12 protein-coding genes are annotated in these 12317 nt (G+C 49.5%); all 12 read left to right on the top strand.

Annotated features, from left to right (window positions below; all coding sequences use genetic code 11):
* The first annotated feature begins 125 nt into the window (after positions 1–125).
* Positions 126–605 carry a hypothetical protein gene (locus tag ACOYW2_RS04415; RefSeq protein WP_482769537.1) on the top strand — a complete coding sequence of 160 codons (480 nt, stop codon included), beginning with the start codon at positions 126–128 and terminating at the stop codon, positions 603–605.
* A gap of 147 nt (positions 606–752) precedes the next feature.
* Entirely contained in the window at positions 753–1007 is a 255-nt protein-coding gene (locus tag ACOYW2_RS04410; protein WP_482421874.1) for a tautomerase family protein, read from the top strand.
* Positions 1008–1752: 745 nt separating this feature from the next.
* Positions 1753–2289, top strand: coding sequence for a hypothetical protein (locus ACOYW2_RS04405; protein ID WP_482769536.1), 537 nt, complete (start codon positions 1753–1755; stop codon positions 2287–2289).
* A 409-nt stretch (positions 2290–2698) separates the two neighbouring features.
* Positions 2699–3448 (top strand): hypothetical protein, encoded by a 750-nt coding sequence (locus ACOYW2_RS04400; protein WP_482769535.1) that lies wholly within the window; start codon positions 2699–2701, stop codon positions 3446–3448.
* Positions 3449–3665: 217 nt separating this feature from the next.
* Complete coding sequence (locus ACOYW2_RS04395; RefSeq protein WP_482769534.1) at positions 3666–4073, top strand: hypothetical protein; 408 nt, start codon at positions 3666–3668, stop codon at positions 4071–4073.
* A 303-nt stretch (positions 4074–4376) separates the two neighbouring features.
* On the top strand, positions 4377–5120 hold the full coding sequence (locus tag ACOYW2_RS04390) for a Tim44 domain-containing protein (protein WP_482769533.1): 744 nt from the start codon (positions 4377–4379) through the stop codon (positions 5118–5120).
* Between the two features lie 113 nt (positions 5121–5233).
* A complete protein-coding gene (locus ACOYW2_RS04385; protein WP_482769532.1) occupies positions 5234–5713 on the top strand; it encodes a hypothetical protein in 480 nt (159 codons plus the stop codon).
* Between the two features lie 785 nt (positions 5714–6498).
* Positions 6499–8274: an arylsulfatase gene (locus tag ACOYW2_RS04380; RefSeq protein ID WP_482421867.1), complete on the top strand. Its 1776-nt coding sequence runs from the start codon at positions 6499–6501 to the stop codon at positions 8272–8274.
* Between the two features lie 17 nt (positions 8275–8291).
* On the top strand, positions 8292–9305 hold the full coding sequence (locus ACOYW2_RS04375) for a transporter (RefSeq protein ID WP_482769531.1): 1014 nt from the start codon (positions 8292–8294) through the stop codon (positions 9303–9305).
* An 82-nt stretch (positions 9306–9387) separates the two neighbouring features.
* The gene (locus ACOYW2_RS04370; RefSeq protein ID WP_482769530.1) at positions 9388–10377 is read left to right on the top strand and encodes an alpha/beta fold hydrolase; all 990 of its coding nucleotides are present in this window, start codon (positions 9388–9390) and stop codon (positions 10375–10377) included.
* Positions 10378–10481: 104 nt separating this feature from the next.
* On the top strand, positions 10482–11384 hold the full coding sequence (locus ACOYW2_RS04365; RefSeq protein WP_482769529.1) for a DUF302 domain-containing protein: 903 nt from the start codon (positions 10482–10484) through the stop codon (positions 11382–11384).
* 298 nt (positions 11385–11682) lie between these two features.
* Positions 11683–12300, top strand: coding sequence for a class I SAM-dependent methyltransferase (locus ACOYW2_RS04360; protein ID WP_482769528.1), 618 nt, complete (start codon positions 11683–11685; stop codon positions 12298–12300).
* Positions 12301–12317 lie beyond the last annotated feature (17 nt).

Raw genomic sequence — 12317 nt, 5'->3', positions numbered from 1 at the left:
TGATCTTTTGCTCAAAACTCATAAATAGTTCTTAGAGATACAAATCAGTTGGCACCGCGCACTATACGTCCAAAAAAGATTCAGTGATTTTTCTCAAGGTTCATACCTGAAAAGGAGAGCAATTTTTGAATCAGACCAGAAACGCTTTCGACCCAGTAATTGGTTCCAAGTCTCAAAATGGACCTAACGGATATAAACTTTATAAAATATCCGGAATAGGAATCGCTATCTGTCTCGGGTCTCCCATTGCCGGGGGCTTTTTAATGTCACAAAACTACAAAAAATTAGGGAAAAGATCCGAAGCTCGGAAAGCGCTGCTCTATATAACAATAGCGTGGGTTCTATTTCCAATAGCCGCGGCTCTCATTACCGAGGAATTGAACATTTCAGCGTCTTCCATATTAGTACCGTTGGCGATAGGTACATTTCTATACGCAAAACAAAACCAGCTTGAAGATATAGAAGCGCACGCCATGCGTGGCGGTAAGTTTGCATCAAACTGGAAAGCCCTGGGAATATCTCTCTTGTTCTCGACAGCCATCCTCACGGTTGTACTGTCGGCCATTATTTCGCTAAAGCAGGTTGGTAGCGCATATTTCATGTAAGGATTCAATAAAGTGCCCTTAGTAAAAATCAGCATCCTAAAGGGGAGATCTGATTCTGAAAAAAAATATTGCTGAATACCATTCACTCATCTTTGGTTGAAGCATTCAAAATTCCGGATCAAGACAGAGTACAAAGAATTATCGAGTATGATACCGGTTCTTTTTGAAATTCCAAGTGACAGAACAAATAAATTCACAATTATCGAAATTACAATTCTACCCGGCAGGTCGGCTGCTGCGATGAAATCATTATACAGGCTAATATTCAGTGGGTTAAAGGATCTCGGTTATCAAGACAATGATGCCGTCGTTGTCCTTTATGAACCTGAACTGGGTAATTGGGGCGTCCGTGGTGGTGTTCCTGCAAGTGAAATTGATTTGGGGTTTGATCTAAACGTGTGAGAGATCACGCGATAACTGGAAGAGAGTCGCATAGCAGCATCTTTCTTACAATGTCAAAAGCCAAGGAGCGGCGCCTTCGCCCCTCCGGCATGTGGCCCCACAACACGATCGAGAATACAACGGTTTATGTAATATCACAGGGTATTGCAACGCCATACGGTGCGCACGGCGCACCCTACCATCAAAAACCCGAGTTCACCCATTTCTCGAATTATCATAGATTTAAGACATGCAAAATTTTCTTTTAGGACTATCCTTCATCATCCTCGGGACAATTTACTATTTCGATGAGTGGGATTACAAATATGGGTTTATGGTCCCAAAAGAAACTGGCTATTGTCTCATTATGCTGGGGTCCTTCATTCTAATTTTTGCCTTCATTTATGGATGCATCAAAGAATACAACTCGGAAAAAGTTGCAACATACAGGAATGGCGTGTGTGTGAGGGTTGCTTGGATGTATTTCCCTAAGGCCAAGTCACCTTAAAAAAATGCCCGACCTGCGGTGGTGCCATCTTGGATTTGGCATATTTCGTAAGAAACCGTCCGGATCAATGCCATGAGATCAGACAAAAAATTCTCTCCTGGCCAGATGAATAATCTTTGAACATCCCAATCCATTCGGTCCCGACATCGCTCCATGCATTCAAGACTGCCCTTCCAGGATTCCTGATAGTTGGAGTGATGTTAGGATTAGATAATATCTCTGGAGTACCCACATAATCCACACAGGACACCACAAAACATGATGAATAAACTTATTCTCACTCTGATCTTTGTCTTGAACGTTCACACCGTTTTTGCTGAACCGGACCTTGAGACGTTCCTGTTACTCAACATGCCCTCCAGCGATATCGTCCAAGCAGATGCCAGGAAAATGGATCCAAGGGTTCAGATATACGCAAAAAGCCAGGTATCTGAAGATGTGGTGGTCGTACTGTATGCGGCAACCCAGACCGGCCCGCATCCTGAAGACAAGGGCCATACCGTCTACCTGTCCACCGTAAACGTCTGCAACGACCTGCGTTCTGTCTTCCATGGACATCACCGATCGTCTCTGACATCGTATACCGAATATCCCGGCCACTTTTCCGAGATGGACGGCGTCATGGAACCATTTGAGATACCGGCTGGGGATCCATGTCAACCTGTGGTCTGTGCTGGCAGGGTCCGGACACCTCAGCTCATCCTCAGACCTGTTTGTGTCGATTCTGCCGGACTTCTCCTTTCAGCCCGTTCTGTCATTGCCTGGCTCAAGTTCCTTCTCCAAGGAGGGATTTAAACTCTTTTCATCAGGCATAACGTATCTGTTTTATGGAGACATCGACGCAGACAGCGGTAATGAAATCCTTGCCTTGGACACACAGTATCGTTCAGAGGTATCCTATGAGGCGTATATCACGTTGAATCCCACCATGCGGGTGTTTAAATTCAATGGTCAGGGATATGTCCCTACCGGATCCATAAACATCTTCGAAGAAACGAAAATCGACGTGAAGCCATTTCACTTTTCGAAGAAAATCATGTACTCCAACGTGCCTGCGGCTCTGAACTCTTTGTTTGACTGCCAAGGCAGCTAAGGTAAAGAGCGTATAGAGCCAGTCCCCATACGGTTTTATTGCACGAGATGCTGTGGTAAAGAGGTGGAGCAACGGGCTGGCACATGGCCCGGAAAGGATCAGCCACCACCCATGAAACTGTCACAGCGGATGCTCAAGGCTGGATGGAACATCGTCCCTGGACGGGATGGTACCTACACGGTGCATGCATCACATGCCAGGCAATGCACCTTTTCATCGGCAACGGGCCACTGGTCCGTCCCCCTGGAGCGCATAGAAAAGGCCCTGGCAGCAGACCTTGCAAACATGGCCTCCCATGCCCACTCCCCCATGGTCACCGCTTCCAGGCTCACGGCCCTCGACCATTCCAGGCGATCATCTCAACCCCTTCGATACCTATGCGACCAGGGCCTTGTGAAGGGCCGCACGGTATTGCACCTGGGAACCGGTCGGGAATGCATGGCCCGCAAGGACCTGCTGGCTGCAGGAGCCCGTGACGTGGCGGACTATGATCCCAACTTTTACCCGAACAGGGACGTTCTGAAACGGACGTACGATGTCATCATCGCCAGTTATGTTCTCAATGTCCTGCCCCCTGAAGACCGCGCCGAAGCCTACCGATGCATCGAGGGGTGCCTTCACACCGTCGGAACCGCGTACCTCACGGTCCAGGGAGTGTGGCCAGTGGAGCACAAATACAAGATCATCGGCAGGCACGAAGATGGTTACCTCATCCAAACCGGGTACAACACCACCTTTCGGAAAGGGTATGCCCCGGCCATGTTTGTTGATGAACTGCGCAGAACCCTTGGAGGCACCCCCAAGGTCCTCAGGATGTTTTACAGCAACACCCTTGCTTCCTGGACAAAGGATGACCGCTAAAAGGATACCAGGTCCTGATGCACTTGGTTTGCCTGACCCGCTTGCCTACGGCCACGAATACTCACTTGCAATTATAGAGATCAAAAGGTAAGGATTTATCCAGGCTATCCAATGGCGTCCATGTAGCCTGCAGGCCCGCCAACCCTTTGACGTGATGCGTTCAGGGACATTGTCATCAGGATCAACGTGCATAAAAAGCAGAAAGACAAGCCTCACTATGTTTGGTAGCAAAGATAACACCCAGGACATTACCGCTGAGATCATTGAAAAAGTGAGACAAACAGATCAGCAGCAGAAACTGGAAAATGAGCGAAAAGAGTCCATCGACAGTGTCATTGATGTGTTGGAAGACATGGTTGACATGCCAAGGGATCAAATCGAAAGCCTGGCTCGTGAGGTAGCCGAAAAGCATGAAAACGGCCCGGAGACCCATCCAGACAGCATCGACAGCGGCACCAATTGGTATGATCATAACTGGAAAGTGGTTCTGCTTTTGATTTTTTTCTTTCCACTTGGGCTCTATGGGCTGTGGAAAAGCCCTCACTTCAAAAAGCCGACAAAAATTATTATTTTCATCACGTACTTCATTGGTCTTGTGGGCTCCTTGTTGAGTAACCCCACCTGAGAAAATCAAGACCTATTCTTATTTTTTTCCAAATCTGGCCAACGGAAAACCCCAGAGGGTCCACCTACCTGCCGGTCACCGGAACGGGCTTATCCCTTGGCCAGAGCCATGTTTCACACCCCTTCCCTGCCCGCCATTTCTTGAGACCTCCTGCCTGCATTTCTAACCAGGCGTCTGCCTTGTTATTTTTATCATTGTTTTTTACTCTTGATTGTGCTCAATTGTCGCGCTGGAATTGACTATTGGTGATTATTTGCGTCGCTGTGAAGGCTGACGCCAACAACATATCAACACAAGGACACCATGAATTTTAAGATAAAAACACACCACTATATCCTGGCGGCATTGATTATATGCGGAACCCTGTTCCTTTTGGGCGTTTTTCCCGAGGAGGCCATGGCAAGGGCCGGAGGTGGCGGCGGATTCGGTGGGTTCAGCAGCTCCAGGGGCGGTGGTGGAGGAAGATTTAGCATCTGGGGCATTCTTTTGGCGCCATTTTTCATGATGTACTCCGGCATCACGACCACCATGCTCGTCAAGAAAAACAAGCAATGCAAGGGCCTCATCGAGCAGCTCGCCGCCCATGATGCCTCCTGGGACATGTCCAACATCAAATCACGGGTGGAGGTTGCCTTTTTCAAGGTTCAACAAGCGTGGATGGAGCGCGATCAGGAGGTAGCCCGGGACTACATCAGCGAACGGCTCTACCTGAAGCACAAAACACAGACCGACATGATGATTTCCCAGAACAGGCAGAACATCCTCGAAGGGATCAACCTTGAAGAGGCCAAAATCGTCGAAGTTGCAGACTACAAAGACGATTCACGGGACAGGTTCTGGGCCCATATCAAGGGCCGCATGGTCGACTACACCATCGACACCACCAGCGGGGAGCTGATTTCGGGCAAAAAAGATACGCCCGAAGGGTTTGTCGAGTTGTGGAAATTCATCAGGGGCCCCGAAGGCTGGGTGCTGGATGAGATCGACCAGACGGTCACCATGTCCGACATGAAAGGGTTTCATTCCTTCAGCGAAGAACTGAAATAACATACTTGGGTAGTCCCCTCAGCCCATAGCCCACTTAAAGCAGGGCTGTTTTTGCAGCAAAGCACCTTAAGCACGACCACTGAAAGACGATTTAGAGCATAAAAGGATACCGCATGTTAAGCAGTGATATATATGACACCCTCACACTTCCAGAGGACGCCAAGAGCTACATTGACGGCCTGGATGACTATGATGACCCCTACTTCATCTGTATCAAGGTAAACAAAGACGAAAAACAGGCGACAGGCCTCTTAAAGGAAGCCCTCAACAGCAAAAAAGAGGCGTTTTACAGTGTCGCCGCCTTTGCCATCGGTGATGGGTTGTTCCTCCTGTCCATCGACGCTGAAAAAGAGGACATTTCAGGCTTTGCAAACGGAATGAAAATCACATGTACCGACCATGGGCTCGTTGCCCACATCTCCGTGTTTCGCCATAACTGCCTTGGAGAAGCCATGGAAACATTCAAATGGTGCACTCAATTGCTGGAAGAGGTGATGAAAGGCTCCCCGGATGCGTCCGCAATTGGGGTGAATGACTTTACGGACAGAGGCAACTGGCCGGGTATCGCTGCATACCAGGGCCAACAGGCCTGATAACAGCCCATAGAAGATGCCCCGTGGGCCCTCAAGCCCGGTGGGCCTGGACACCATATACACCCAGGCCTGCCGGTAATTGGAAGTCCACCACACTTAACAGTGATATAAACCTCAAATATCATGTTCTTCAAAGCATGAGAAATCTCTGCAGCCAACCGTCAATACACCGTAAATTTGACGATTTCTTCCAAATATAAAGAACCCACAAAGCCGCAGTAAAATTTTAACGGCGCCCCTGTTAACCTCGGCTCACATCGCCCCATGCAGTGTCAGAAAAAGGGTTGACGGCTTTTCATATATACTTTATTTTTAGATACATATTTGCAGATTTCCCGTTTTCACATTCTTCCACCATTCCTTTCGCGAGATACATCCAACCATCCTCCCGGCCCTACCCTACATGGGAACCTCTGCAGTGTAAGACCAAACCCAAAAGCCTCCTTTCAATTCACTACCATAAAAACAACGCAATCAAAGGCGACTTCCTTCGTTCAACCGCGGTCAGGAATGATGGACGAATGGACTGTCGCTGCCGAGCCTCAACAACATCAAACGGCGATTGCAGTCCCCCCCCGAATGGCAATGCACCAAACGCCATTTATGATCATGAGCGCACCATTTTCAGGAAACAGGCCTACTTTTCCAGGCAATAATGTACCGGAAAGATGTTTCCAAAGTGATAGCAAAGTCTCCCACGAATTCTGACACATGCAACATCCCTGACCCTTACGACTTTATACGGGACGTAAACTCTTACAATTACATCATCAAGGAGTTTGCTTATGTACTGCCAAGATAAAAGGCCATTCCAGCTACTGATTATTTGCTTCTTTGCACTTCTGGTTTTTCCATATTTCACCCATGCAGAACAAAAGCAGCCCAATATTCTGATCATTTTAACGGATGACATGGGCTGGGCTGATATAGGCTCCTTTGGAAGTGAGATTCAAACCCCCAATATCGATAAACTGGCCATGGGAGGGGTACGTTTTACCAATTTTTATACAAACCCAATGTGCACCCCGACCCGGGCTACCTTGATGACCGGTGTGGACCACCACGTCGCAGGCGCGGGGACAATGAACCTTTTTACAGCCCCAAACCAGGTGGGAAGACGCGGCTATGAGGGATGGTTGAGGGAAGAGTACAAGACGCTGGGAGACGTGATGCGGCAAGCAGGATATGCCACTTACGTAACCGGTAAATGGGACCTGGGCAGATTCCCTGAGCTCATACCCAGAGCGCGCGGGTTTGATAGGGACTTCGTCATGCTTGACAGCCATGGCAGCCATTACGACATGACAAACCTCTATACCGACAACCCCAAGTTAATGTTCACGGAAGACGGCAAGTACCTGAAAAAGCTTCCCCGCGGTTATTATTCCAGCAAGACCTATACAGATAAAATGATCTCCTTTATTGAGGATGGCCGCAAAACAGGAAAGCCGTTCTTTGCCTATCTGGCGTATCAAGCCCCCCATGACCCTCATCACGTCGACGAGCCATGGCGAAGTATGTATCAGGAAGTCTACGACAAGGGCTGGACACACTTTCACAGAGAGCGCTTTAAAGCCCAGCACGAATTGGGGTTGCTGCCAGAGGGAGTGGAGTTGGCGGAACGCTATTGGTTCCTGCCGGATTCAGAAGTCCTGGCACCCATAACAAAAGCCATGCTTGGAAGGCATATGGAGCTGTACGCCGGCATGATGACCAATGTGGATCATCACATCGGCCGAGTCATTCAATACCTGAAAGACATCGGAGAGTATGAGAACACAGTGGTCATTTTTTTCGGAGACAACGGCCCCGAAGGCAACAATACCTTTGAAGCTATCACCGCACCTGGCCTCAGTAACAATATTTTCAGGGCACGAAACTGGTCCCAGGAGCACCACATCAACGTGCTGGGCACGCCTCGGTCCTACCCGGAATACGGTCCCGGATGGGCCCAAATTTCGACAACGCCCTTCTATGGACATAAGTCCTTTCCCTCTGAAGGAGGGATTCGAAATGCCCTCATTGTAAAAATGCCCGACAGCAAGCATGAAGCAGGCAGCATCCGCAATGACTTCATGCACGTCAGCGATATCATGCTGACACTGACAGAGCTGACCGGCCAGGTTTACCCCAACGGAGATACATCCGGGCGGAGCTGGCTCGGTATGCTCAAAGATCCCGCGAAAACAGTCAGGGGCCCCGATGACTGGGTTGGCTGGGAGATCATGGGTGCCATGGGGCTTCGAAAGGGAAATTGGAAGATTCTCAATAACTGGCGGCCATACGGCACAAGGGAATGGCAGTTGTTCGACCTCAGCTCCGATTGGGCAGAGCGCCATGACCTTGCAAAGGATAAGCCGAACGTGCTGAAGGAGCTGGTAGCCCTATATGAAAACGAGTATATGCCTAAAAACAATATTATCTTGCCCAATAGAGCCTTGTCAGAAAGCCTCTGGTGGAACAAACCCCTGAGGTTTCCCATGTACGACGAGTACCCCCCGGGATTGTATCGAAAACAATACATACCGCCAACGGATATGCTTGCTGACCCCAAGGATTAGACTCAAGGACGGTGACTATGAACGTACACAAAAAAACAAGAGTTTCCCACTTGGTCGTTACATGCGTACTGCTGACAGTCCTTTTGGCTTTTTCCGTGACCGCCGCTGCGGTCTCGCTGCCGCCACGGTTTTACCATAAGACGTTAATCGGTACGAATTTCACGCCGATCCTGGGTCTTAATGTGGATGGCAATGTCAATCCCCTGGATCCCAGCTATACGATTAACGCAGATGCCAATATCGATGCAAACATTGTGTTTGCCGGATATGCACGAAATTTTGCCCTGTTTGGCCGTTCTGCCCAATTTGCCTACCTTCAACCCATGGGAGACATTTCCCTCAGGAGTACATACGGCTCCGCAAATCAGGTTGATTCTTCGGCCAACGGATTTGGAGATCCGTTTTTTGAATTCAACATAAACCTCATCGGGCCTGGCCCGCAACGAAACCTACCTGATGCACTCAGGTACAACCCCGGGTTTTCGGTTGATTTCCTGGCAGATTTAAGCGTTCCACTGGGAGAATACAACAAGGGGGAAGCCATCAACATGGGGATGAATCGTTTTTGGGGGCGTATCGGCCTGCCGATGATTTACCAGATAGGTGATGTCTGGGGGCCTGGCCATCGAACGTCCCTTGAAATAATTCCCGCCGTTATCCTGTATGGCGATAACGACGATTACGGCCCCACCGGAAACCTGACCCAGAGCACGGACCCGGGTTTCAGCATAGCCGCCCACTTAACACACGACCTGAGTGACAACCTCTGGGCGTCTCTTGATTACACGTATTTACAGCTGGGTGACTCGGAAGTAGGCCCCATCGAGACAGATGGAGAGAATTTTTCAAGTGTCGGTGCAACCATTGGAACGCAGCTCACCCGGAATCTGGTTCTGGATTTGGGTTATCAAACCACCATCAACGACTCTGATCCAGGGGATATTCGAATGAGTACATTTAGTTTCTCACTTACCTTTTTCTGGGCACCACTTCTCGACGGCCTGCACCGCATAGGGTCTGACATGGAATAGATCAGAACGTGCCGGCAAGGTTTTCACTCAATCGCTATAACCTTTAAGCATGGAAAGGCTTTCCCTATTTAGGAGATAAATAATGAATGACCATTTGAAAACGCAGCCACTGACGACAATTTCCACAATGGACCGTATAAATGCATCAGCCCTCATGATGGTAACCCCGGAATCTTCACACCTCAGGCGCCTGAGAGCCACATCTGGTTATCAACCGTCCAAACCGACGTTTCCGACCCTATACCCACTTCCGCTGAAATCCGTCAAATTAAACGGAACCACCGTACGTTACGCCCACTCACCGGCTGAAGGGAAGCCGACCCTCGTGCTTCTCTGCCCCCTTCCCCAAAGCATACAGGCCTACGCTCCCATATGGGAAGGGCTTGCCGAGCACACAAACCTCTTCGCTTACGACCTCCCTGGGTTCGGGCATAGTGAAGGGGGCACAGAGTACATGAACTTCAAAGCTCAAGGGGAATTTCTGGGTGCCTTTTTAGAACACTTCGAGATTGAGGGTGCCCACCTTTTGGGCCCGGATATCGGCATGCCGACCATCCTCTACCATGTGGGGGCAGGCAATGGAAACACAGCTAAGGTAAAAAGCATTCTGGTGGGAGACGGCCCGGCAATCGAGCCGTCGTCTAATGGAAGCATCATCGACAAAATGGTGTACTCTGCGTTTTGGCGCCGTATCATGACCATTGCCGGTGGCGGTGCCCTGGTTGAGGCAGGCAACCGGGTCGGGTACGTAAATTACGTACCGAATACAGAAGAAATCTCCGATTATAAAAACGCCTACGCAAAACGGATGGACATCATCTTGAAGTGGTTCGAAGGGTACCCCCAAAGCTTGGCACAAGTGGACCCTCTCCTTGAAGGCATTCAGGTTCCCACCCTGATTTTCTGGGGAGAAAACGATGAACTGCTCAAACTCGACAATGGAGAACGCCTCCACAAAAGACTTCCAAACAGCACGCTTCATGTATTCAGCAACTGCGGCCATTTTTCGTATCAGGATGCTCACGAGGAGTTTCAAAAAATGGTCCTTAGCTGGATCAAAGAGCACCCCTGATCCATCAGGGATGGTGTGTCGGTATCGTGCGCTGAGTTCATAAAATATATTCGCCTCATTATGGCTGATATTCACTCGCAAGTGGCCACCCCCGAGGAGGTAACATGAAATATCCGGCAGCAATCACCTGGCTTGTCGTACTTCTCTTTGGTGTGACACCTTCGGTTTTTATCGGGTGTCAATCAGACAGCGAGCCCCAAACCCGATTCAGTAGTGTTGACAAGTACAGCCAGGCCATTGGTGAAAAAATCCCTGAAAAAGAGATTGTCCTGATGATTGATCATGCCCGCCTTGCAGAAGAACAAGGGGTTGACATGCCTGCGTCCCAGGTCACCATCTACAATGACCCAAAGGTAAATACCCCCTTACTCAAACACTCCCCCCTTATCGGGTTGGACCTTCCATTTCGCATTCTTGTATACAGCGACGAGATGCAGGGACAGACAGCAAACGTTCTTTATGCTTCCGCTGATTTTTTAAGGAAAAGACACGGGCTGGATGCCTCGGTGAGTTTGGATGAGTATACACAAGCGTTCACAACTCCTTTGAAAAAGCTGCCGCCGGACGTTGTCTCCATGGTTAACGGAAAGGGTGTTACCCTTGAATACGGGATCAATTATCTATCCTCCCCGTTTCTTCTCGAAGAGACCATTGAACGGCTGAAAAACAGTATCATGGCCGAAGGGGACACCCTGTGGTTTTCCACGATCAATTATGATGAAGACGCAAAAAGCATCGGTGACGAGCTACCCAAAATGAAGCTCCTCCTTTTCGGCGGTCCCGCTGCGGGTGGTGCGGCAATGGCGAAGTTTCCAAAGCTGGGGCTTGATGCTTTTTGCCAGAAAATTCTTGTGTATGAAACGGAAAAAGACGGAGTCAAGGTGGCGTACAACGACATTGTCCTTTTGGCGGAGTTACATTACGGTAAAAGTATCAAACCCCATCACGTTATAAATAAAAGGCTTTCAACAACATTTAAACAGGCCCTTGAGTTGGCTGATAAGTAACAGAGTATCAGACACGACCATTTCCCAGAGGCGTCCAACCCTCTGGTGCCGCGTGGATGGGCAGCCTTTGGGAAACATCTCGTCTGCCCACCCACTCAAAGTCCCCCTATCACAAACCCCTTCCGCACCCCGCACCGGCCATACCTGCCAGCTATCCCCAAAAATCGTGGGATTTTCCTGTGGACATAACCCCATAGACCGTTTTACCGTCATGTACGCACCGCCTTTGGGTAACAAAAATAGCCCATCGTCCCAGGCGGATATCAAGCACAGTGACGCCTCAACGGGAGGGGTACAAGTGAACGATCTCAGTTGGAAAACATACTGCCACAAGACAAACGACATACCTCCCAGGCCAACGCTTGTAAAAGCGCTGTCTTTTTTTGACCATGAGCCCTTCCATGGCGCAGAAAAAATCGCTGTGGACCTTGGGTGTGGTGCCGGGGGTGATTGCCTGAGCCTTCTGACTGCGGGATGGTCCGTCTTTGCAGTCGACAAGGAACCGGAAGCCATACGCGCGGTTGAGGAAAAAGCCGCTCCCCATGCGAACCACCTGAAAACCCGCGTGTCGCTGTTTGAGGAAATTCAGTCTTTGCCAACCGCTTTGCTGGTAAACGCCAGCTTATCCCTCCCATTTTGCAGACCGGAGGCATTCCATACCCTCTGGAAGATTGTTGCCAGTTCCATCCAGCCTGGTGGTCGGTTTGCCGGGACACTTTTCGGTGACCGCGATGAATGGTCGGCCAATAAAGCCATGACCTTCCTGAGCGTGGATCAGGTCTACGGCATGTTTTACGGCTTTGAGATGGAACACTTCCATGAACGGGATGAAATGGGGCCCACAGCCACGGCAGGCGATAAGCACTGGCATTCCTATTCTGTTGTCGCAAAGAAAATACACCCCACACAAAAATAACTTAAATCAAATTGCCA

Source organism: Desulfoluna sp. CLI2B, assembly GCF_056847375.1.
Note: the sequence above shows the minus strand (reverse complement) of the source record. Positions and strands in the feature narration are given on the sequence as shown.

What these genes read in the sequence shown, in the direction of transcription:
- ACOYW2_RS04410 (WP_482421874.1), top strand. Translation starts at nt 753, where the DNA reads ATGATACCGGTTCTTTTTGAAATTCCAAGTGACAGAACAAATAAATTC.
- ACOYW2_RS04405 (WP_482769536.1), top strand. Translation starts at nt 1,753, where the DNA reads ATGATGAATAAACTTATTCTCACTCTGATCTTTGTCTTGAACGTTCAC.
- ACOYW2_RS04400 (WP_482769535.1), top strand. Translation starts at nt 2,699, where the DNA reads ATGAAACTGTCACAGCGGATGCTCAAGGCTGGATGGAACATCGTCCCT.
- ACOYW2_RS04395 (WP_482769534.1), top strand. Translation starts at nt 3,666, where the DNA reads ATGTTTGGTAGCAAAGATAACACCCAGGACATTACCGCTGAGATCATT.
- ACOYW2_RS04390 (WP_482769533.1), top strand. Translation starts at nt 4,377, where the DNA reads ATGAATTTTAAGATAAAAACACACCACTATATCCTGGCGGCATTGATT.
- ACOYW2_RS04385 (WP_482769532.1), top strand. Translation starts at nt 5,234, where the DNA reads ATGTTAAGCAGTGATATATATGACACCCTCACACTTCCAGAGGACGCC.
- ACOYW2_RS04380 (WP_482421867.1), top strand. Translation starts at nt 6,499, where the DNA reads ATGTACTGCCAAGATAAAAGGCCATTCCAGCTACTGATTATTTGCTTC.
- ACOYW2_RS04375 (WP_482769531.1), top strand. Translation starts at nt 8,292, where the DNA reads ATGAACGTACACAAAAAAACAAGAGTTTCCCACTTGGTCGTTACATGC.
- ACOYW2_RS04370 (WP_482769530.1), top strand. Translation starts at nt 9,388, where the DNA reads ATGAATGACCATTTGAAAACGCAGCCACTGACGACAATTTCCACAATG.
- ACOYW2_RS04365 (WP_482769529.1), top strand. Translation starts at nt 10,482, where the DNA reads ATGAAATATCCGGCAGCAATCACCTGGCTTGTCGTACTTCTCTTTGGT.